Annotated in this window: 19 protein-coding genes and 1 pseudogene; 9 read left to right on the top strand and 11 right to left on the bottom strand. The window is 37.4% G+C overall.

What is annotated here, in order from left to right; all coding sequences use genetic code 11:
* Positions 1–12 precede the first annotated feature (12 nt).
* Together ABH966_RS04740 and ABH966_RS04735 are read left to right on the top strand one after the other, a co-directional pair.
* Positions 13–1,065, top strand: coding sequence for an HAD-IIIC family phosphatase (locus ABH966_RS04740; protein ID WP_370076225.1), 1,053 nt, complete (start codon positions 13–15; stop codon positions 1,063–1,065).
* Positions 1,066–1,138: 73 nt separating this feature from the next.
* Positions 1,139–1,438: pseudogene (locus tag ABH966_RS04735) on the top strand (thiamine pyrophosphate-dependent enzyme); the annotation flags it as partial.
* Positions 1,439–1,782: 344 nt separating this feature from the next.
* Here ABH966_RS04735 and ABH966_RS04730 read toward each other — a convergent pair.
* From ABH966_RS04730 to ABH966_RS04710, 5 genes are all read right to left on the bottom strand, one after another.
* A complete protein-coding gene (locus ABH966_RS04730; protein ID WP_370076223.1) occupies positions 1,783–2,496 on the bottom strand; it encodes a 4'-phosphopantetheinyl transferase family protein in 714 nt (237 codons plus the stop codon).
* 310 nt (positions 2,497–2,806) lie between these two features.
* A complete protein-coding gene (locus ABH966_RS04725; RefSeq protein ID WP_370076221.1) occupies positions 2,807–3,679 on the bottom strand; it encodes a glycine betaine ABC transporter substrate-binding protein in 873 nt (290 codons plus the stop codon).
* An 82-nt stretch (positions 3,680–3,761) separates the two neighbouring features.
* Positions 3,762–4,616 carry an ABC transporter permease gene (locus tag ABH966_RS04720; RefSeq protein ID WP_370076219.1) on the bottom strand — a complete coding sequence of 285 codons (855 nt, stop codon included), beginning with the start codon at positions 4,614–4,616 and terminating at the stop codon, positions 3,762–3,764.
* On the bottom strand, positions 4,609–5,808 hold the full coding sequence (locus tag ABH966_RS04715) for a quaternary amine ABC transporter ATP-binding protein (protein ID WP_370076217.1): 1,200 nt from the start codon (positions 5,806–5,808) through the stop codon (positions 4,609–4,611). The genes ABH966_RS04720 and ABH966_RS04715 overlap by 8 nt, the downstream gene beginning before the upstream one ends.
* Positions 5,809–6,091: 283 nt before the next feature.
* Positions 6,092–6,727, bottom strand: a complete 636-nt coding sequence (locus ABH966_RS04710; protein WP_370076215.1) for a GntR family transcriptional regulator — start codon at positions 6,725–6,727, stop codon at positions 6,092–6,094.
* A 273-nt stretch (positions 6,728–7,000) separates the two neighbouring features.
* Here ABH966_RS04710 and ABH966_RS04705 point away from each other — a divergent pair, with 273 nt between their 5' ends.
* From ABH966_RS04705 to ABH966_RS04690, 4 genes are read left to right on the top strand one after another with little or no spacing between them, the layout of a single operon-like run.
* A complete protein-coding gene (locus ABH966_RS04705; protein ID WP_370076213.1) occupies positions 7,001–7,732 on the top strand; it encodes a GTP cyclohydrolase II in 732 nt (243 codons plus the stop codon).
* A gap of 14 nt (positions 7,733–7,746) precedes the next feature.
* The gene (gene ribD, locus ABH966_RS04700) at positions 7,747–8,856 is read left to right on the top strand and encodes a bifunctional diaminohydroxyphosphoribosylaminopyrimidine deaminase/5-amino-6-(5-phosphoribosylamino)uracil reductase RibD (protein ID WP_370076211.1); all 1,110 of its coding nucleotides are present in this window, start codon (positions 7,747–7,749) and stop codon (positions 8,854–8,856) included.
* Complete coding sequence (locus tag ABH966_RS04695; RefSeq protein WP_370076209.1) at positions 8,853–9,938, top strand: FAD-dependent monooxygenase; 1,086 nt, start codon at positions 8,853–8,855, stop codon at positions 9,936–9,938. Before ribD ends, ABH966_RS04695 begins: the two co-directional genes overlap by 4 nt.
* 16 nt (positions 9,939–9,954) lie before the next feature.
* On the top strand, positions 9,955–10,518 hold the full coding sequence (locus ABH966_RS04690; RefSeq protein WP_370076207.1) for a 5' nucleotidase, NT5C type: 564 nt from the start codon (positions 9,955–9,957) through the stop codon (positions 10,516–10,518).
* Positions 10,519–10,582: 64 nt separating this feature from the next.
* Here ABH966_RS04690 and ABH966_RS04685 read toward each other — a convergent pair whose 3' ends face one another.
* The 5 genes from ABH966_RS04685 to ABH966_RS04665 all read right to left on the bottom strand — a co-directional run bounded on the left by ABH966_RS04685 (position 10,583) and on the right by ABH966_RS04665 (position 16,155).
* The gene (locus tag ABH966_RS04685) at positions 10,583–11,350 is read right to left on the bottom strand and encodes an IclR family transcriptional regulator (protein WP_370076205.1); all 768 of its coding nucleotides are present in this window, start codon (positions 11,348–11,350) and stop codon (positions 10,583–10,585) included.
* Between the two features lie 558 nt (positions 11,351–11,908).
* Positions 11,909–13,051, bottom strand: coding sequence for a CaiB/BaiF CoA transferase family protein (locus ABH966_RS04680; RefSeq protein ID WP_370076203.1), 1,143 nt, complete (start codon positions 13,049–13,051; stop codon positions 11,909–11,911).
* Positions 13,052–13,071: 20 nt separating this feature from the next.
* Positions 13,072–13,878 carry an enoyl-CoA hydratase/isomerase family protein gene (locus ABH966_RS04675; protein WP_370076201.1) on the bottom strand — a complete coding sequence of 269 codons (807 nt, stop codon included), beginning with the start codon at positions 13,876–13,878 and terminating at the stop codon, positions 13,072–13,074.
* Positions 13,879–13,927: 49 nt separating this feature from the next.
* Positions 13,928–15,004, bottom strand: coding sequence for an acyl-CoA dehydrogenase family protein (locus ABH966_RS04670; protein WP_370076199.1), 1,077 nt, complete (start codon positions 15,002–15,004; stop codon positions 13,928–13,930).
* Complete coding sequence (locus tag ABH966_RS04665; protein WP_370076197.1) at positions 15,001–16,155, bottom strand: acyl-CoA dehydrogenase family protein; 1,155 nt, start codon at positions 16,153–16,155, stop codon at positions 15,001–15,003. The genes ABH966_RS04670 and ABH966_RS04665 overlap by 4 nt, the downstream gene beginning before the upstream one ends.
* A 311-nt stretch (positions 16,156–16,466) precedes the next feature.
* On the opposite strand from ABH966_RS04665, the gene rpoN reads away from it, so the two are divergent.
* Positions 16,467–17,804: an RNA polymerase factor sigma-54 gene (gene rpoN, locus ABH966_RS04660; protein WP_370076195.1), complete on the top strand. Its 1,338-nt coding sequence runs from the start codon at positions 16,467–16,469 to the stop codon at positions 17,802–17,804.
* On the opposite strand, the gene ABH966_RS04655 is transcribed toward rpoN, so the two are convergent.
* Positions 17,781–18,146, bottom strand: coding sequence for a hypothetical protein (locus tag ABH966_RS04655; protein ID WP_370076193.1), 366 nt, complete (start codon positions 18,144–18,146; stop codon positions 17,781–17,783). The genes rpoN and ABH966_RS04655 overlap by 24 nt on opposite strands.
* 236 nt (positions 18,147–18,382) lie before the next feature.
* Here ABH966_RS04655 and ABH966_RS04650 point away from each other — a divergent pair, with 236 nt between their 5' ends.
* Both ABH966_RS04650 and ABH966_RS04645 read left to right on the top strand, forming a co-directional pair.
* Positions 18,383–19,798 carry an amino acid permease gene (locus tag ABH966_RS04650; protein WP_370076191.1) on the top strand — a complete coding sequence of 472 codons (1,416 nt, stop codon included), beginning with the start codon at positions 18,383–18,385 and terminating at the stop codon, positions 19,796–19,798.
* A gap of 162 nt (positions 19,799–19,960) precedes the next feature.
* On the top strand, positions 19,961–21,607 hold the full coding sequence (locus ABH966_RS04645; protein WP_370076189.1) for a sigma-54 interaction domain-containing protein: 1,647 nt from the start codon (positions 19,961–19,963) through the stop codon (positions 21,605–21,607).
* Positions 21,608–21,727: the final 120 nt, after the last annotated feature.

The raw sequence follows: 21,727 nt of genomic DNA, 5'->3' as shown, positions 1-21,727 counted from the left end.
CGGAGGTGTAACATGTTAGAGATTAGTTCACAAGAACGAAAAGTGAAGTGTGTTGTTTGGGATCTTGATCATACAATATGGCAAGGCGTTTTACTTGAAGATAAGAATGTTATATTACGTGAAGGTGTAAAAAAAATTTTAGAGGAATTAGATAAGCGTGGCATATTACAATCTATTGCAAGTAAAAATGAACATCATTTAGCAATTGAGAAGCTTAAAGAATTCGGTATTGAGGAGTATTTTATTTATCCTCAAATTAACTGGAATTCAAAGGGGGAAGCTATTAAAAAGATAGCCCAGTCTATTAATATTGGACTTGATACTTTGGCATTTATAGATGATCAGCCTTTCGAAAGAGAGGAAGTCAGTTTTTCAGTCCCAGAAGTAATGTGTCTAGATGCGACTGATCTAAATGGCTTACTTAGTCTGCCTGAAATGAATCCCAATTTTATAACAGAAGATTCGAAAATGAGAAGAAAAATGTATTTAAGTGATATAGAACGCAATAAAGAAGAAAAAAGCTATGAGGGTACAAAAGCGGAATTTTTAGAAACCCTTAATATGGAACTTACCATATCTCCAGTCAGTGGTGGTGATTTACAGCGAGCAGAGGAGTTAACGGTAAGAACTCATCAGTTAAATGCAACTGGATATACTTATTCTTATGAAGAACTGGATAATTTCAGTAAATCGGATAGACATAAATTATTAATAGCTGATTTAAAAGATAAATATGGAGCATATGGGAAAATAGGAGTAGTACTAATTGAATGCGATAAATATGTATGGACTATAAAGCTGTTACTTATGTCGTGCAGAGTTATGTCCAGGGGAATTGGTACGATTATGCTCAATTATGTTATGCATCTAGCTAAGAATGCAAATGTACGTCTACGTGCAGAATTCGTTCCAACTAATAAAAATCGAATGATGTATATGACTTATAGATTTTCAGGATTTGGAGAGATTGAAGAGAATGAAAATTTAGTATTGCTAGAAAATAATTTAATGGACATTCAGCCTTTACCAAACTATATAAAATTGAACTCGTTTATTATTTTATAAAAGATTTAAACTCTCTAATTGTAAAAATTAAACTTTTTGATATTGAGTGAATAAAAAATAGGGGGTGGATTATTTGGAACAACATTTTCCAATAAGAAGAGTGGTGTGTGAAGAAGGAAAACTTTTAAATAAGGATTATGAATCTCTCATCACAAAAGAATTGGTAGAAACATTTTATTATCATTTATTAAGGATTAGAGAGTTCGATAGAAAAGCAGTAAGTTTACAGAGGCAGGGCAGGATTGGAACGTATGCACCATTTGAGGGGCAAGAGGCATCACAAGTCGGCAGTGCATTAGCATTAAATGAAAATGATTGGTTAGTTCCATCATATCGCGACCATGGAGCATCAATGACATTTGGCCAATCTTTATTAAAATATAAAGAAATATTAATTTGAGTTATAGCCTACATAACTCCAACATCTTAAAATCGAAATTTCACTCATTGGCGCCAACTTCAAAGAATCTGAAATGGCGCCTTATTTTATTACATAAAAATGAATGTAAAGAAATTTTATAATTCAGGGAAGTAGTTTGTTTTTCAAAAGCAACATCATACTCGGCACCGTATATAATTAATTAACTAGTGTTCTACTAATAGGTTTAAGTGTTTACAATCCGAATAATGGCTTAAAAGAATGATTTGTGAGGACAGTATATAGAATTTTATAAAAAACTATGTTTAATTTAAAGTATTTTAGTAGTTAAAGTTACATTATTTATATTTAAGTGAGCTATTATTTAAAGCTTCTATCACCAAATCTTCAGGATCAACATATTTTATATCAGAAGGAAAATCATAATTACGTGCGCAAACTGCGATTTGATAGGTTGAATCTATTAAATAATTTTTTAAATAAAACTTTCTGTCCTGGAATTGTGACTCAATTATAAAATTTTGATCAATGCTATCTTTTATAATTGAGAAAGAGTTTAGAGGAAGAGATAGACCAATTCCGATTGCTTTGATATAGCTTTCTTTTAAAGTCCATATTTCAAAAAATCTATTCAATTGATAGTTTTCTAATGAAAAAATGTAATCACATTCTTTTTCTGTAAAGAACTGTTTTGCTAGCGTAATATCAATAAACTTTTCTTTTTCTATATCAATGCCAATGTGATTACTATTTATTGCACATATTACCCAATCTTCTGAATGGCTTAAATTAAAATAAAAGTTTTCTACATCAGATAAATATGGTTTTCCATAAGGATTAGTTGCAAACTCAAATTGAAAATTATTTTTAAGTTTTTGTTGTATAATAATATTTCGTATTAATATTTCTGCAAAAAGACCTCTTATCGAATCTTCTATTCTAGTAAATTTTTTTAATTTGTCTTGCTTTTTTTGTGGTAAGAATTGCATTAGTTGTTTGTACGTTGAAAAACAAATGGAATTATTGATATTCATAGCAAATAATTCGATCATCTTACGTTCAAATCCTTTACAATTTATATAATGTGAGACAAAATTCTAAATTAAGTTTCTGTTTGCATTTAACTCAAACAATAGATTTTCTAAACAATAAGACCAATAGTTTCTCTTATTGGACCTACATTTAGCTTTATAATACTTGAAATACTAATAATTTTCTTTTTATAAACCATAAATTTATTTTAACACAATATGTATTTTATCGTAATCAATATATATATGAGGTGTCCATATCATGGTAAATATAAAAAGGTGCCTAAAAGCAGCAGTTGAAAACTGCTTTTTAGACACGCATTTTTAATAATTATTTAACATCCTTTGTCCATTCAGCAACTTTGTCTGCATTGGCTTCTACCCAATCTTTAGCGGCTTGTTTTGGGTCTTTGCCATCCATAATTTCTAGCATAACGTTCTCTAAGTCTTCTGATGTCCAGTGGAAGTTATCTAGTACAGAATAAACATCTGGTTGATCTTCTTTTAAACCTTTACGAGCGAATGTGTTAATCGTTTCTTCGCCACCATAAACGCCTTTTGGATCATCTAAATATTTAAGATCGTATTTAGCGAATTTCCAGTGAGGGGACCAGCCAGTCACGACGATGTCTTCTTTGTTTTTAATCGCTTTAGCAAGAGAAGTTGTCATAGCACCAGATGAAGATGTTAATAGATTCCAATCTGCTAAGTTATCATATTCATCTAAAGCTTTTTCAGTAGCAGCTGTAATCCCAGCACCAGGCTCAATACCTGTAATTGTGCGATCTGCTTGCTTTTTTAAATCCTCAATCGAATTAACGTCCATATAGCTTGGTACTACTAAACCTATTTTGGCACCAGCAAGGTTTTCACCTAGCTCATCAAGATCAGCCTTATATTTTTCGTACTGTGGGGCATGTGTATTTGGCAACCATGCGGCAACCATACCATCTGCTTCACCTTTTGAAACAGCCTCCCACATAATTGCATTATCGAGTGGTGTTAATGTTACATTGTACCCTAAATCCTCAAGCACCTGCCCAACTACATTAGTGGAAGCAATTTCTGTATCCCATTCAACGTAGGCTAGATTGACGTCCTTTGAGTTACCATCGCTCTTACTTGAATCGTCACCACTACATGCAGCTAGCAAAAAGCCAAGCCCTAAAGCCATCCCTAATTTAGTTAATGTTTTCAGTTTCATCGAATCTTCCTTTCTTTATTCAACTACAACACGTAAATCTAAAGCTAGAACTAGGACTTTCACTAAAAAATTGTCTCTTTATCTAAACGGCTTTCTTCTTATTAAAACTTTGCGTTAAGCGGTCTATTACAATGGCAAAAATTACTAGACCTAAACCTGCAACAAAGCCATTTCCAACCTGTGTACGTTGTAGTGCAGTTAATACTTCGCGACCTAGACCAGGTGCACCAATCATTGAGGCAGTTACAACCATTGACAGTGATAGCATAACAGTTTGGTTAATCCCTGCCATTATAGTTGATTTGGCAAGAGGGATTTCTACTTTAAATAGTTTTTGATTTGAAGTACTACCATATGAATCAGCAGCTTCTACTAATTCTTTTGGTACTTGGCGAATTCCAAGGTTCGTCATACGTACAGTTGGTGGTAAGGCAAAAATAACGGATGCAAATACACCAGGGACTATTCCAATACCAAAGAAGGCAACGGCAGGAATCAAGTACACGAAGCCAGGCATTGTTTGCATGAAATCGAGTATCGGCTTAATCATATTTTCTGCTACAGTTGACTTAGACATTAGAATGCCAAGAGGAATACCTAAAATGATTGAGATGATACTTGAAAATAGCACGAGCGTGGTTGTTTCCATAAGATGCGTCCATAAGCCTTGATTATAAATAAATAACAAACCAAGTAATGAAAACGTAGCGAGCCCGAATTTTTTGCCGGTAACGAAAAAGGCAAAAATGACAACAAGTAAAATTAAAATAATCGGGGGAATGCTCACTAATAAATCAGTGACCTGATTCATGAGTAGTTTTCCATTTTTTTGAATCAAGTTAAAAAACACTGAAAAATTACTCGTCAACCAGTCCATAACTGATTCTACCCATGGTCCCAGTGGTATAACTGGAATATTGTCTAAAAAATTATTCATTTGCAACTGCCTCCTCATCGCTAGTTGAAAGTGCTTCGATGACAACGCCCCGGATAAGAACACCAAGCAAACGCTCATCTTTTACAACTGCAATAGGAGTAGGACAATTATGAATCAAACCTAATATATCCTGTAAAAGCATATCTGGTGGAACGGTCAACATATCTGATTGAACAATTGAATGTACCGTTTGTTCTTGTCTTTTTGCTGCAGCCCGTGCGTCGTCAGCAGTAATATAGCCTTTTAAATGTCGATTTTTGTCAACGGCCATTAGTAAACTAACCGTTTCTTCGCGCATTCTTTTAAGTGCTACGGTCGGCCCATCTACATCTACATTGACAGATACAGGTCGAACCATGGCATTTTCAGCAGTTAGTACTTTAGAGCGATCGACGTCTTCTACGAAGGTTTTAACATAATCATTTGCAGGGTTTGTTAAAATTTCTTCTCCAGTACCAATTTGGATGATTGAGCCATCTTTCATAATGGCGATACGATCACCAATACGTAATGCTTCATTCAAATCGTGAGTGATAAATAAAATTGTTTTTTTCAATGTGCTTTGTAAATCGAGTAACTCATCTTGCATTTCTTTTCGAATTAATGGATCGAGTGCAGAAAAAGCCTCATCCATTAGTAATATTTCAGGGTCATTTGCAAGTGCTCGTGCTAATCCAACACGCTGTTGCATACCACCTGATAATTGACTAGGATATTGGTCCTTATAAGCAAGTAAGCCTGCATTGTCGAGAGCCTGCTCTGCTTTTGCTTGCCGTTCTTCTTTTGAGATGCCTCTGATTTCAAGGCCGTATTCTGTGTTTTGAAGAAGTGTACGATGGGGGAATAAACCGAAGTTTTGAAAGACCATACTCATTTTGTTTCTTCTTACATTACGTAAACTCTCTTTGCCCATTTTAGAAATATTTTCTCCATCGATGTAAATATTTCCACTTGTAGGTTCTATGAGACGGTTTAAAAGCCGAATCAGTGTCGACTTTCCACTTCCTGATAATCCCATGATAACGAAGATTTCACCTTCATTTACGGTAAAACTTGCATCGTATACACCAACTGTTGCACCTGTTTCTTTTAAGATATCAGTCTTGCTTTTTTGTTGCTTGACGAGTTCTAAGGCTTGGGGAATATGTTTACCGAAAACTTTAGAAACATGTTCCACTTTAATTTTTTCCAATAGAACCACTCCTTTCGTAGATCAATTTCGCCTTGGCGTAATGGGTGTTGCTTCACTTACGCACATATAAATCGCCACTAGACGAGGCGTTTTTAGGCTGAGTCCCTCTATTTCAGTAGGTGTTTGAACACTCACTGAATGAAGATATATACTATTTGAGGATAATGATACCCAAATATAAACAAGTAACAACTTAACCCTAACAAAAAGTTGTTACTTCTGTCAAATCGACAAAATAGAAAAAATCCGCATAAACGCTGTTATATCAGCGTTTATGCGGATTTTAATTTGGATATAAAAAACTCTGAACTCGAGCGAAACTTTCATCATTGCCGATAAAGTAAATGATATCTCCTTCTTCCAAGGACACATATGGACCAGGTGATAGTAATAATTCATTTTTACGACGAATTCCGACAATCGTGCTAGATGTATTTTGCCAAAAATTCAATTCCTGTACGGTTTGGTGGATACAAGGGCTTTCAACTGTCATCTCTAATTGATAAGGAATGAACGGATTGACGGATCTGAAATGTTCAGTTCGACTAATAAGTTGTTTGGTTTTTTCCTGTAGATTTATTAATTCTTGGTGCTGCTTCTGAATGCTAGACATAAGCTCATGTTGTAGTTCATGGACTGATTGAACATCATGGAATTGGCGGACAAAATGTGCAGCCTTTTCATATGAGATGATTATAACCCCACTACCTTTAGTGGCCTCTACAATTTCCAAGTCTTGCAAAACAGCAATCGCTCTTCTTGCAGTTTCCGAAGAGACATTGTATTGACTAGCTAGAGATGATCTTGCGTAAATTTTATCGCCAATTCGATATTTTCTTTCCACGATTTTTGAGGCTAGATCGACAGCAATTTGCTGATATTTTGGCTGTTTCACCTGCACATTTTTTTCTAATTGCATTCTAAACTTCCTTTCGTCATTACAGTTCCCTCAGCTTATTATAGACTAGCCTGCACAGAAAAAATAGCATCTCCATAAGCTATTAGTATATGATAAAAACGTAATATAGCAGTTTTTGTTTCTAATACATTTTTAAAATAGAATAGGAGCTATAGTTTGACAGGTGTTAGTTATTATTATAAACTAAGTTACGTTATGTAAGTGGTGTGAAAATACAAGTGCTCAGCTAGTATGTTTAGCTAGCTGTTTAACAATAGAAGGTTGGAGAAAAATATGACAATTACTACTAAAGTTTTGGATATAGTGAAAGACAAAATGACGATCGTGAAGCATTCAGAAACTGAAAGTATTTGCCTAGTTGGTCCAGTGAAATTACCGGTAAAACAGGGTGAATTTTCAGCGACATTTCAATGGTATAACTGGTTAAAAGTAGGCGCTAATCAGTCAAAAGAGGAAATTATTGATGGGTTAGCATCTGCAAACTTAGCTTTTTTACAACAGTCATCAGTGCTTGTTTATGGAGATTTTACACATGCAGAGGATGCTTTAATTCGCATGCATAGCATTTGTCATACAGGTGATATTTTTGGAAGCCAGCGCTGTGACTGTGGTTATCAATTACATGAATCGATGAAAATGATTGTGGAGCATGGCTGTGGTGCCATTTTCTACTTAGCTGATCATGAAGGTCGTGGGATCGGGTTATTCTCGAAATCTCTTGCTTATTTATTACAAGAAGAGGGATTAGATACGGTTGAAGCAAATCATGCTCTTGGCTTCCCAGATGATACTCGTTCTTACGAAGATGCCATTAATGTGTTAGCTGCACTTCGTTCAAAACCAGTTACACTGATTACCAATAATCCTAAGAAGCTTGCCGCATTACAGGCACATGGTTTAGCAGCAGAAGGACATGTCCCATTATGGGGAGGATTAACGGAGACAAATCGATTTTATTTAGACACAAAAGTAGAGAAATCTGGACATTTGCGCGAAGAGAAGTGAGTGGAGGAACGAAGATGACAACAGATGGAAAATATATGCAATTGGCACTTGATTTAGCCGCTAGTGCAAAAGGAAATACGAATCCAAATCCACTAGTAGGGGCTGTAATCGTCAAAGACGGTGTCATTGTTGGAACAGGTTTACACAGAAAAGCAGGGGAACCACATGCAGAGGTGCATGCATTCCGTATGGCTGGAGAACATGCTAAAGGTGCGACACTTTATGTAACTCTTGAGCCGTGTTCGCATTTTGGAAAAACACCTCCTTGTGCAAATTTAGTGAAGGAATCAGCAGTTAGTCGTGTGGTTGTAGCTATGCAAGATCCAAATCCTGCTGTTGCTGGACGTGGTATTCAACTGTTACGAGATGCAGGCATTGAGGTAGAGGTGGGTGTTTTAGAAGCTCAAGCTCGCCGTTTAAATGAACGTTTTATTCACAATATGCTAACAAAACGACCATTTATTATTTCAAAATATGCGATGACTTTAGATGGGAAAATAGCTGCCCATACAGGACATTCCAAGTGGGTAACGGGTGAGGCAGCGCGTGAGGATGTTCACCGTATTCGTCATGAGGTTGATGGTATTTTAGTTGGTGTTGGTACTGTTTTAGCTGACAATCCATCCTTAACGACAAGATTAAAAGAAGATTACGGAAAAAATCCAGTGCGCATTATTATGGATAGCTCCCTTCGTACACCAGCTCATGCCAATGTTCTGAATGTAGAAGAAGCGAAAACAATTATTGTATGTAGTGAGAATGCCAGTCAAGAAAAAATAACAGCATTTGAGAAAAAAGGCGTGACTGTATTGCCAGTTCGACATGACTCTGAGGGGCTTGTTATTGATGATATGCTTGAAAAACTCTATCAAAATGGCATTACGGATATTTTAGTAGAGGGTGGAAGTACGATCAACTCTTCATTTTTACAGCAAGGTGCTATTAACAAATATGTGATTTACATAGCGCCAAAGATTCTCGGTGGTCGTTTATCATTAACACCTTTTGCTGGTCAAAATCCATCTACTATGGATGAAGCATGGGATGTAGAATTTGCTTCGTTTGAGCAGGTTGGGCAAGATTTACGTATTATTGCTTATCCAAAGATAGGTGAAGGAAAGTGAATTATCAAGCAGATGTTTGTATCGTAGGGGCTGGACCAGGTGGAGCACTTCTTTCGCACTTACTAGCGAAAAAAGGTCTTTCCGTAATTCTACTGGAACAAAACGCAGCACTTGGGCAGGCATTTCGCGGTGAACATTTAAATGAGGAGGGTGAGGCTGTTTTAAAAAGTCATCAGCTTTTTGAAGCAGTCGAGGCGCTCGGCTTATTACGTATGGGAAAGCTTGAATATTACGCAGACGGTAGAGTAATAAAAACTATTTTCCCTGATGAAGCTGTTGGACATTTAGGGATTCATGTACCGCAAGCCAATCTATTAAAGGGAATTTTACAAGAAACACAGCATTTTCCTCACTTTTCTTGTTTCCTGAATACGAAGGTAACGAAGCTCATAGTTGATTCTTTGGGCAGATATACGGGTGTCATTGCATCAAGGGATGGGGAAACCATTGAAATTAGTAGTCAGTTAATAATCGGAGCTGACGGCCGTTACTCTACTATTCGTAAGCAAGCGCACATTGAGATTCAAAAGCATAAGCATGGCTTTGATTTATTGTGGGCAAAAATTCCTGCCCCTCAGGGATGGGAGCCATCGATTAAAATGGCATTAATAGGTGATAAACAGCTATCCTTATTTACGCAAGTAGGTGGGTTCATTCAAATCGGCTGGAATATTGAACAAGGAAGTTTTCCTCAGCTCAGAAAAAAAGCATTTACACCATTTATCCAACAGCTTTTAAAACAATTCCCGGAACTATCTGATACTGTAAACGAACATATCAGATCCTGGCAAGATTTTGTCTTACTTGATGTATTCAGTAGTCATTGTGACTGCTGGGGAACAAAGGGGCTTGCGCTATTAGGGGATGCTGTTCACACGATGACACCAACTGGAGCATTTGGGCTCAATAGTGCACTCAAGGACGCAGAGTGTCTTGCGTCATTATTAAATAAAGATACGCTTGTTCATTTTAACGTACACGATTTTCAACAAATGCGCGAGCAAGCCATAGAAGAAGTATTAGCGATGCAAATTGAAAAAGAGCAAACATTCGCGACTAACTTCATCAACAAGGCTTCTTGAAGGGAAGAAAAACAACATGAAATTTGGCTTTGATATAGATGACACACTCATCGATTTACGAGCACACGCCTTTGCGCTCTATAATAAAAAACTTGGTAAAAATGTTGCGCTAGAAGTATTTCAAGCTTTGCAAAGAGTTGAAATTCACGAACCTTTTGGATTAACAGATGCTGAAGGAGCGGCGATGTGGAATCGTTCATTAGAGGACATTTATTTTACGGATTGTCCTTCTTTTGAGGGAGCACTAGAGACGCTTCAAGCCTTGGCACAGCAGGGACATGACATTTATTATATTACTTCACGTCCTAAACAGTATTGTGAGCAAACACAAGCATGGATGAAAGCACAAGGATTTCCAATCACAGAAGGTCACTTTTTCTGCGGAATGCAGGATACAGAGAAAGTGGCGATCATCAAAGAGCTAGCTTTAGATGTTTATGTAGATGATAAACCAGCTGTATTAGAAACACTGCAAGATGTGGATACAAAAGTAATTTTAAAAAATCAATCCTATAACAAGCATGTTGAACTGCCACGCTTAAGTCATTGGGATGATTTCTTGAGATTAGTAAATAATTAAAGCAATAAACCCGAATAGCAAGCACTTAAAAAGTGATTCTATTCGGGTTTATTCTTTGTTTAAATCAATACAATTGCTTTTCGATTTCTAATGCAACGTTTTGAATAGTTTCAATTAATAAATTTTCATCGTAGTCACTGTAGCGTACTTCTGGTATGACCAGTGTCACTGAAGCGATGATTTGTTGAGAAGCATTTAAAATCGGTGCAGATATAGAGCATGCGCCACGCACACGTTCGCTATTACTTTTTGCAAACCGTTGTAAACGGGTATGCTTTAATTCCTTTAACAGCTGCTCTTTTGAAAGTATCGTTCTATCAGTGATAACTTCAAGACTTATATTCTCCACATATTCTTCAACATTCGGCATAAATGCGAGCAATATTTTAGATGATGCACCTGCATAAAGGGGAGAGGTGTCACCTACAAACATTTTCGTTGAAAGCGGATATGTTGAATCGTAGTTTAAAATACATCGTCTTTCCAATCCATCAATAATATTCATGGAAACACTTTCGCCGATTTCTTCGTTTAGTTTTTTTAAAATAGGCTCTGCGACAATAATAAGACTTGATTCTTCTTTTACTAAATTGCCTAAATACAGAAGTGAATGACCTAATTGATAGCGCTTAGTTTGCTCGTCTTTGTGAAGAAAGCCTTCGTATACAAAGGTAGAAACGAAGCGCTGTAAACTGGAAATGCTGATCCCTGTTTTTTTACTTAACTCAGTTAGGGAAAGGCTAGGTTCATCTTTTGAAAAAGCTTTTAACACTTTAATAGCTTTGTGCAGCGATGACATTGTATAGTTTTTTTCGAAAATCTCCTGATTCATCCCGTCACCTACAGTAATAAAATTTTCTTCGACATCTGCCGGAGGATTTATCTTCAGATATATATGCCGTTATGCTTTTGCCAATAAAAGCATTTATAAAATGAAGATAAACTGGCTAATCACCATAACGTGGGGTTGATTTCCGTTCCGACTGGGCGCATTGTAGCTGCCGCTTCGCTTTCGCTACAGAAAACATTTGTTGCTGTCGCTTCGCTTTCGCACAGATAAAACATTTGTTGCTGTCGCTTCGCTTTCGCACAGATAAAACATTTGCCGCTGCCGCTTCGCTTTCGCGCAGAGCAGAGCTTCCTGGGCGCGTCCGATGAGCCGCTTCACTCGCGTTGCTCGCTCCAGGGTCTCGGGGCAACAGGATGTTGGTCACGAAGGCGTTATCACAGGACGTGATGCTTTTAGCCTTTGTTCCTCTATATCGCTAATCCCCAAGGAGTCGCCCAGTCTTAACTCCAATCAACTTATCCACATGACAGACTTTTTAATAAAATGTCATGCCAAACTATCAGTGATGAACCATTAAAGTACCTCTATTATAGCGCAATTTTATTTTTGTAGAGAGGACTTTTGGAATTGGTTTGTATGTTCTCCAAGTACAGGTGGTGCTAATTTATATTGAATATCTAAATCAGAGAACTTTAACGGGCTTTTGATGAATCTGATTGTACCATATTGTTCGTGCTCTATTTCACCAATCATGTCGCGTGCCATAAATTGCGGTTGTTCTAGTGCTTCTGCAATTGTGTTCACACGTCCGCCGGGAATTTTGTATTGTTGTAATAAGGTAATCCATTCATCCCGTGTTTTTGTCATGGTAAGGTCAGTAATCATCCGAACTAGCTCCGCTTCATGTTGCTTGCGCAATGTATTCGTTAAAAAGCGCGGATCATTGGCCCATTCCTCACGTTGCAACATCGTGCAAAACTTTTTAAATTGTCCATCTGTCCCAACGCAAATCATTAGGGGGCCATCCGCACAGTTAAATACTTGATACGGCGCAACATTATTATGACGATTACCGAGACGTTCTGAGATAAAGCCTTTATTTAAATAAGCACTCGCTACATTCGCTAAGCTACTCATTTGAACGTCTAATAAAGCTAAGTCAATAAATTGCCCTGTATTTGTTTGATCACGCATTCGTAAAGCGGCTAAAATACTAATGACGACATAGTTAGAGGTTAAAATATCTGCAATAGGAACACCAACTTTTGTCGCTTCCCCTTCAGGTGAGCCAGTGACATGCATTAAACCACTCATCGCTTGAATTACTGGATCGAAGCCTGGTTCGTGTGAAAGAGGACCAGTTTGACCGAATCCTGTAACTGCACAATAAATGATTCTAGGATTCACTTTGCTTAATTCCTCATAGCTGAGCCCCATTCGCTCCATGTCACCCGTTTTAAAATTTTCGAGGACGACATCAGCATCTTTGACAAGTTCTTTAAATTTTTCTCTGTCCTCAATTTTCTTTAAATCTAATGTGATTGATTTTTTATTGCGATTGGCACATAAATAATACGTACTTTGACCATTCACAAATGGCCCCCAATCACGCATACTATCAGAGCCATCTGGATGTTCTATGCGAATTACTTCTGCTCCTAAATCTGCCAACATCATGGAGCCAGCAGGAGCAGCATAAACACGAGATAAATCTAATACTCGAATATTTTCAAGAGGTTGCATTGTTCTTCCTCCTAAATACGTCATTTATAAACGGGCTTACGTTTTTCTACAACTGCGTTTACACCCTCTTTGAAATCATCTAGCTCTGTTACAATAGCCATTTGTGATGAAATGTAATCAAGGGCACTACGTAAATCCATTCGTTGACTTTGATAAACAGCACGCTTTATGAATTGCAATGTGGTAGTTGGACGACTTGCTAATTCTTTTGCATAATTCAATGTGTATTCTTCAAGCTCATGGTCTTCTACAACAAATGTCACAACACCTTTGTCTTTTGCTTCATCAGCAGTTAATACACGAGCCGTCCAGAACATGTCCAATGCTTGATCGACGCCGATTAATTTCGGTAAATAATAAGAACCACCGTCGCCCGGAACGATCGCCACGTTAATGTAGCTTTCTGAAATTTTTGTGGATTTTGCAGCAATCCGTATATCGCACATTAAGGCCATATCAAGCCCTGCGCCCATTGCAAACCCATGTACCTGAGCAATAACGGGCTTATCAATTTCTTCAAGGAGAAGGGGGATACGTTGAATCTTTTTCCACAGAGAATTTTTTCGTGCTAATCCTGTAGAAGAGATATCGTCCTCACTTTGGAAAAATCCTTCACCAGCTTGCATCGCCTTAATATCCCCGCCAGCGCAAAATGATTTTCCATTACCTTTTACGATCACAACACGAATGTCCTCTGAATCACGAACAGTTTCAAGGGCTTCAATCCATTTAGCGATCATCTCTTCACTAAAAGCATTGTACGCCTCAGGTCTATTTAATGTAATTGTGGCTACATGGTCTTGCACTTCAAAAAGTAAATCAGTCATTGATAACACTCCTTATCATGTCATTAGTAGTTTGTCACAAATTAATTACTTATCCTTCCACTTTGAGAAGTGGAGAGCTTGCGCTACTTGAAGTTAAATATTCCCATAGACTATCTCCACTATTTTCTAGCAGTTGTGTTGCGACCAAATTAGTCCAATAAGAGGTGCTGGCTCCTTCATCGCGCCATGACCAAAGTCTGCGTGTAAATTGGTGCAAACTATGCTCGTGTGTCGTACCAATTGCAGCGTGTACTTGATGTGCAATTGTTGTCACTGCTTGAATAATTTCTTCGAAACGAATGCTGGCGTAAGCAACCTCACTATTTTGACTGTTCATCTGAAGGGCTTCTGTAACATTATTAAATGCTGCTAAGGCGATCGCTGTTTCACCTGCTAACTGTACAATATGCTGTTGTACGAGCTGGAAGCGATGAATCGGTCGACCGAATTGCTCACGTTCTTTCGTATATTGAACAGTTAAATCATTTATTTTATCGACGGCACCAGTCATCAGTGCTAATTGAAAAGCAGTATTGAGTGTTGTTATAGCGTGTATCTTGTCAGGAGATAACACAGCAGATACTTGTGAAACCTTAGTATGATGGCATTTCACGGTATCACGCGGTTCGCCTGCTAAATTCGACCCTAGCTTAATTTCAGCTTGGCTTAAATCGATTTCTACAAGATGAGTACCCTCCGTGCTATAGGCAAGTGTCACTAGATGTTTTGTATGACGTGCCCAAGGGATTTGGATCGCCTCTCCGGTTAATTTGCCATTCTCTAACGTAAAGGCTTGGTTAGGGCAGAGCATATACGTCGCCAGGTCTTCAATTACTTGTAAACTAGTAAACTCTAATAAATAATTTGCGAATGTGGTTTCGGCAAATGGAATCGGTGCCGCGTATTTTCCAGTTAAACGAACAATATTCAATAAATCCTCTATGTCGCCACCTGCACCGCCATTTTCTTCTGAAATGGCTACAGCTGTCATCCCGTTTTCTTTAAACAGATCCCATAGTTCTGGTGCCCAATGACCTTGTTCCACTGTATCGACTAACTCTTTATCGACTTTTTCTTTTAACATGCGCTCTACAACATCAAGAATCATATCTTTCATTTCGCTCATTGTGCTACAACCCCTTTCGCTACAACGCCATACAGTACTTCTGAAGTTCCTCCTCGGATAGTGAAACCTGGTGCATGTAAAATGGATTCAGCCATAAAGCGATCAATTTTACGATGCGCGTCAAGAGTAGGATAAGTCTGTACGATTAAGCGTGTAATTTCAGGAATACTTTGCTCAAATTTCGTACCGAGTGCTTTCACAAGTGCTGCAGGAATAGATACGTCTTCACCATTACCGGATTCTAAAAGCTGGGCTACTCCAATTGACAAATTACGTAGACCCCAAAGACGAGCTATTATTTTAGACGCTTGCTGTAACCCTTCTAAATTGTTTTGGCGCTTTAACTCTTGAATTAGTTCATCGATTAATGGGAAAGTACTCAATATTCGCTCTGGACCACTGCGCTCAAAGGCAAGCTCTGCTAATCCTTGAGCCCAGCCATTACCGATCTCTCCAACAACCATATTGTCAGGTACAAAAACATTGTCAAAGAATACTTCGTTGTAATGATGCTCACCAGTTAGAAACTTGATCGGAACAACCGTTACCCCTTCCGCATGTAAATCAACAATCAACTGACTGAGCCCTGCATGTTTACTTTTTCCATCAAAAGGACTAGTCCGTACTAAAGTCACCATATAGTGGCAAAGGTGTGCATTACTCGTCCATATTTTTTGACCGTTGACAATCCATCCGCCCTCTACTTTTTCAGCACGTGTGCTAACCGAAGCGAGGTCAGAGCCACTATTTGGTTCACTTAAACCTATGCCGAAGTAGCATTCGCCTTTCACGATTTTCGGTAAGAAATATTCTCGCTGCTCTTCTGTTCCATACCGTAAAAGAAGTGGTCCTGTTTGGCGATCAGCAAACCAATGTGCAGCAACCGGAGCACCAACAGCTAAAAATTCTTCCGTTAAAATGTATCGATCAATAGTACTCCTCTCTTGACCGCCATATTTTTTAGGCCAAGTTAAGCCAATCCAACCTTTTTGACCAATTAATTTAGAGAATTCAGGATCATCTCCACTTAGCCAAGAGTCACATTTAGGCGTGAAAGTTCCTTTTGCTAATTCATCCTGTAGAAACGTTCGAACATCTAAGCGGAATTGCTCTTGCTCTTGTGTAAATTGCACAGTTGGTACATGAAACATTTGATCACTCCTTAAATTTTACCGTAATGTGGTAACTGTTATTGTATATGTGTATTTTATGATGACTTATAACTGTAGTCAATTACTTTTTGGAATTATTTGAAAATTTTACGAGAATAGTGAGGAAGGTTCGTTGCTTATCACCAAAACTTGAGGTTGATTTCCGTTCCGCCTGAGGGGCGTCCGATGAGCTGCTCGCCCAAAAAGATGTTGGCTACACTATAATTTAAAAATAATATTCGATGAAAAAATGGAAAAACAGAGAATAAACATGTTACTATGTAGAAAATTACGTAATGGAGGTGTGGGATATGCAAATGGCTATCAAAACTTCCCAAAAAATAATGCAAGTGTTATCACCACAATTAGTACAGCATTTAGAAATTCTGCAATATTCAACAAATGAACTAGAAAAGTATATTTATGATAAGGCTAACGAAAATCCACTGTTAGTTGTCACGGATTCGACGGTGAAAATGCAATATGAGGAAATTATGCAATTAGCAAGTTATTCCGATAAGAGTTATTCTGCGCAATATTATGCACCACAACATCATTCATTTAATCCCATTGAGATGAAGTTTGCAGTAAAAGAAAGCTATGAGCAGTTTTTATTGGAACAAGTACCTATGCATAAAAATCTTTCTTCTGTAGATTTAAAAATCTTAACGTTTTTAATTCAATCGTTAGATGAACGTCTATTTTTAGATGTTGATGTAGAAATTGTCGCTGATAGATGTAATACAAATGTTTTGCATGTAGAGGCACTATTGGACTTACTTCAAACTTTTGAGCCAGTAGGAGTAGGGGCGCGTAATTACAAGGAATTTTTACTCATTCAGGTAGACAGTGATGCGCTTGCACCGAAATTAGCTTCTCGGTTTATCGAAGCGGATTTAGAGCTAGTGGCAGCACAAGCTATTAAACAATTAAGTAAAAAGTATAAGACGTCTCTACATGACGTGAAGAAAACTGTCAACTATATAAAAAATTTAAAACCAGTGATGACAGGAGATAAATTGGAAGCGATTCCATATGTCATTCCAGAAGTCGAAGTAGAAAAATTAGGAGAGGAATGGCTGATTAAATTAAATCGTGGATATTTACCAAGCGTCACTATCGATAAACATTATGTTGAAATGCTAAAGAATGATCCGAACTGTAAAACCTATTTTAAAGACACAATGAAAGATGCTCTTTTATTATTACAAGGAATCGAACAACGTGATAAAACACTGTACGAATTAGCTAGATTGCTAGTGGAATTGCAAGAAGATTTTTTCCATAAAGGCATTGAGGCATTGAAGCCTATGCGATTAAAAGATATAGCGGACATTTTAAGTCTACATGTATCAACGATTAGTCGGGCAGTGCGTGGAAAATATATAAAAACTTCCCATGGCGTATATGCTTTACAATCGTTATTTACAAAAGGAGTAATGAATATTTCTGGAAAAATGGATTCTATTATGTATATTAAAAAGCGGCTCAAACAATTGATTGAGACAGAAGATAAACAAAAACCATTAACTGATCAGCAGCTTACAAATACTTTATGTGCTGAAGGTATCCAAATATCCAGACGGACAGTAGCGAAGTACAGGGAAGAGATGAATATTATGAGTTCATTTAATCGTGTATATGGATAGATGATGTAAATAAACTTTAATGATGTATTTTTGCATCAAAATTTGAAAAACGCATATGAAAAGATTCATAGATTTTTGTAAAGGCTCCTCACCTAACGTGAAGTTGATTTCCGTTCCGGCTGGGCGCTTTGTTGCTGTCGCTTCGCTTTCGCGCAGAGCAGAGCTTCCTGGAGGCGTCCGATGAGCCGCTTCGCTTCGCTGCAGGGTCTCGGGCCAACAACAGATGTCTTTTGCGCGAAAGCGTAGTGCTAACGAAGCGTCAGCAGCACCGATGTTGGTCACGAAGGCGTTATCACAGGATGTGATGCTTTTAGCTTTCGTTCCTCTATCGCTAATCCCCAAGGAGTCGCCCAGCCTCCACTCCAATCAACAAAAATTACTATGTTTTATAAAATGTTATCAACAATTTTGGGTGATAAGACAATTTTTAAATAACAACAAAAGATGTACAGATTGATAATTTTTTGAAATTTTTAATAATTGAATAGGTTTGGCATCATAATTGCTCATTAAACGATAGACATTGAAATAGAAGAAAGGGGCTAGTAAATGTCTACATAACACAAAGGGGTGGTTTAATGGGGGCTTTGCAAAAATCATTGAAAACACGGCATATTACAATGATCTCCATTGGAGGGGTTATTGGTACAGGACTCTTCGTAGGGACAGGGAAAAATATTTTAAGTACCGGTCCTGCGGCGGTGATTTCATATGCGATTGCATGCATGCTCATAGTTCTGATCATGCAAATGGTTGGGGAAATGGCATCAGGAGAAATAGTATTAGGAAAGAAATCAGGAGGTTCGGCAGAGCTAGGCTCATTTGCTTCCTATGCTGGGAAATATATTGGCCCATGGGCAGGGTTTACAGTAGGGTGGCTTTATTGGGCAAGCTGGGTATTTATTGTGGGGTTAGAAGCGGCACTCATAGGGGGAATGCTGCATAATTGGTTCCCGATGATACCAACATGGCTCGGAAGCGTAGGTATAACATTATTGATGACAATTGTTAATATTTATTCAGTAAAATCATTTGGTGAATTTGAATATTGGTTGTCCTTCGTTAAAGTTACGGCAATTATTGTATTTTTAGTTGTTGGTATAGCTATGATTTTAGGAATTTGGCCAAATTATGAACCTAAGGGGTTAGGGATTTTAACGGAATTCGGTGGATTTGCTCCGAATGGTATTGTCCCAATTTTTACGGCAATTGTCTTTGTTATATTTTCGATTTGTGGTGCTGAGGTTGCAGCCATTGCGGCAGCAGAGTCTGAAAATCCAGCGAAAAATATTGTCCGCGCCATTCGCAACGTTGTCTTTCGATTAGGGTTATTTTTTGTAGGATCAGTAGCTATTATGGTTTTAATCATCCCTTGGAATGATTCAAAAATATTGTCCGCGCCTTATGCAAATATTTTAACGATGGCAGGGCTTCCAATTGCTGCTCAACTTATTCAAATCGTCATTTTTATTTCACTAATCTCAGTTTTAAATTCTGCTCTTTATACAAGTTCACGAATGTTACTTGAAATGTCGCGTCAAGGCGATGCACCAAAAATATTCTCGCAAATAAAAAATCGTCGAGGTGTGCCTGTACCAGCTGTTATTGGTAGTACAGTAGTAGCGTATATTTGTGCGATGCTTTACTTCATTTCACCTGAAGTCATTTTCTACTTTTTAGGTAATTGCGTTGGGGGATTAATGATTGCTGTTTATATTTTTATTGCTATTTCACAAATTCGTTTCCGCCGTTATTACGACAAAGTTTCAGATGAGCCATTATCGATTAGAATGTGGCTATTTCCATATTTATCGTATGTGACAATTGGTATTTTAACAGTCGTTTATTTATGTCAAGCTCTCATCGAATCCTTACGTTCACAATTCTATTTGAGTACATTTGTATTAATTGGCTCAGTTGTGTTGTTCATGATTATGCGAAAGCTGTCGACAAGACCAGCGGAGCAAATAGAGGAAAAGCTAGCATCAGAGTAGAATATTATAAAAATACAAAAAATTCGCGATATTTCTGCGAGATATCAAGCCATGAAAGAACTTAAAGGATACTTTAACCCTTTTAGGCTTCCAGATGCCCCGTAGAAAGAGCGAATTTTTTTGTATGAAAAAGCCTTTAAAGTTCAAGAGGGAGGGATCTAGTTGTCGATAACTCAACTACATAAAGAGGAACATTTTTTTATTGTAAAAAATGATGATGTAATGATTAAAAGTGATATCCAAATAGAGCTTCTTGAAAAAATAATGAAGAAATATAGTAAAGGAATAGAAACCTTTGATGTAGAAGGCTATTTTATTCACGTAATAGAGACTTCGCAAGGTAGCTTGTTTCATGTCAAACCATTCATGCAGTATAGCTATATAGACTTTATGAACCCGTTGTCAATTAAAGTGTTAAACTCCATATCCGATGGCGTTACAGTATGTGATAGCGATGGCAAAATTTTATTTCAAAATGATATTGATATCGAAATTGTTGGCATTGATTTAATGGGGAGATATGCAAAAGATGTCATCGCCGAAGGATTAATGAGTGATTCCATTTCGATGAAAGTAATTGAATCAAAAGAAAAAGTAACTATTTTGCAGACGTTCATTAATGGCAAATGCTTTTTAGTTTCAGGTAAACCGATATTTGATGAATACGGCGAATTACAATATGTAGTTGCTATTACTCGTGATATGACACAATTAAAACTGTTAGAGAAAGAAGTAAAAAAATTAGAAGTTCAAAACGAGAATTTTAAAAATAAGCTACATGCCTTACATAATAAAGAAAATACAAAAAGTAGTTTAATTGCTGTATCTTCAGCAATGATGCAGGTTGTAGAGCGTGTTATGAGAGTTGCAGAGGTAGATTCTACTGTATTAATTGGTGGTGAATCGGGCGTAGGTAAAGAAGAGATAACAAAGCTTATTCACGCAAATAGCCGCCGTCATGATCAGCAAATTTTAACGATTAACTGTAGTGCAATCCCTGAGAATTTGTTAGAATCTGAACTTTTCGGCTATGAAGCAGGAGCCTTTACGGGAGCGTCAAGAGGTGGTAAGGCAGGGTTATTTGAGATTGCGTCAGGTGGTACAGTGTTTTTAGATGAGATTGGAGAGATGTCCGTATTACTACAGGCGAAATTATTACGTGTACTCCAAGAATCAGAGGTTCAGCGTCTAGGTAGTGGAAAGCCTATTCCTATAGATGTACGTATAATCGCTGCGACAAACCGAAATTTGGCAGAAATGGTGTGGCAAGGTAATTTTCGAGAGGATTTATATTATCGTTTAAATATTATCCCGATTGAAATTCCTCCTTTAAGACATCGTCGCCAAGATATCATCCCACTAGTCAACCATTTTTTGGCTATTGTTGAAGAAAAATATGGGATCCATCGGACAATTGAGTCATCTGCAATGAAAATTTTAGAATCTTATGATTGGCCAGGCAATGTACGTCAACTTAAAAATATGGTGGAGCGTATTTGCTTACTAGCAACGCAGCCAGAAATAACAGCATTAATTGTGCAACAAGAGTTAGATAGTAACCCAACTATTATACGTGATCTAGAAAATCCAATAGAACTACAAAGCATCCAGGAACAGGTTGTAACTCCGAGGTTCAGTGGTACTTTAAAGGAGCAAGTAGCTGCGTTTGAAAAGCAGATTATTAAAGAAGCTCTATCTAAATATCCAAGTATTAGGCAAGCTGCTAAATCACTTGGCTGTGATCAGTCAACATTAGTACGTAAAATACAAAAATTCCAATTAACGAAACAAATTTCATATGAGGATTAGTGATGTATTTTTGCATCAAAATTTCATTCATGCACAATAAGTTGCAACATTGCAATACTCGCTAATAAATACAAAGAAAATGATGGAATGCCATTAATATTTTAATTTAATTGATGTAGA

It is taken from the genome of Lysinibacillus sp. RC46 (assembly GCF_041262385.1).
GTDB lineage: Bacteria > Bacillota > Bacilli > Bacillales_A > Planococcaceae > Lysinibacillus.
Note: the sequence above shows the minus strand (reverse complement) of the source record. Positions and strands in the feature narration are given on the sequence as shown.

Excerpts from the sequence above, each read along its gene's own strand:
- ABH966_RS04740 (WP_370076225.1), top strand. The coding sequence starts at position 13 with ATGTTAGAGATTAGTTCACAAGAACGAAAAGTGAAGTGTGTTGTTTGG.
- ABH966_RS04730 (WP_370076223.1), bottom strand. The coding sequence starts at position 2,496 with ATGATCGAATTATTTGCTATGAATATCAATAATTCCATTTGTTTTTCA.
- ABH966_RS04725 (WP_370076221.1), bottom strand. The coding sequence starts at position 3,679 with ATGAAACTGAAAACATTAACTAAATTAGGGATGGCTTTAGGGCTTGGC.
- ABH966_RS04720 (WP_370076219.1), bottom strand. The coding sequence starts at position 4,616 with ATGAATAATTTTTTAGACAATATTCCAGTTATACCACTGGGACCATGG.
- ABH966_RS04710 (WP_370076215.1), bottom strand. The coding sequence starts at position 6,727 with ATGCAATTAGAAAAAAATGTGCAGGTGAAACAGCCAAAATATCAGCAA.
- ABH966_RS04705 (WP_370076213.1), top strand. The coding sequence starts at position 7,001 with ATGACAATTACTACTAAAGTTTTGGATATAGTGAAAGACAAAATGACG.
- ribD (WP_370076211.1), top strand. The coding sequence starts at position 7,747 with ATGACAACAGATGGAAAATATATGCAATTGGCACTTGATTTAGCCGCT.
- ABH966_RS04690 (WP_370076207.1), top strand. The coding sequence starts at position 9,955 with ATGAAATTTGGCTTTGATATAGATGACACACTCATCGATTTACGAGCA.
- ABH966_RS04685 (WP_370076205.1), bottom strand. The coding sequence starts at position 11,350 with ATGAATCAGGAGATTTTCGAAAAAAACTATACAATGTCATCGCTGCAC.
- ABH966_RS04680 (WP_370076203.1), bottom strand. The coding sequence starts at position 13,051 with ATGCAACCTCTTGAAAATATTCGAGTATTAGATTTATCTCGTGTTTAT.
- ABH966_RS04675 (WP_370076201.1), bottom strand. The coding sequence starts at position 13,878 with ATGACTGATTTACTTTTTGAAGTGCAAGACCATGTAGCCACAATTACA.
- ABH966_RS04670 (WP_370076199.1), bottom strand. The coding sequence starts at position 15,004 with ATGAGCGAAATGAAAGATATGATTCTTGATGTTGTAGAGCGCATGTTA.
- ABH966_RS04665 (WP_370076197.1), bottom strand. The coding sequence starts at position 16,155 with ATGTTTCATGTACCAACTGTGCAATTTACACAAGAGCAAGAGCAATTC.
- rpoN (WP_370076195.1), top strand. The coding sequence starts at position 16,467 with ATGCAAATGGCTATCAAAACTTCCCAAAAAATAATGCAAGTGTTATCA.
- ABH966_RS04650 (WP_370076191.1), top strand. The coding sequence starts at position 18,383 with ATGGGGGCTTTGCAAAAATCATTGAAAACACGGCATATTACAATGATC.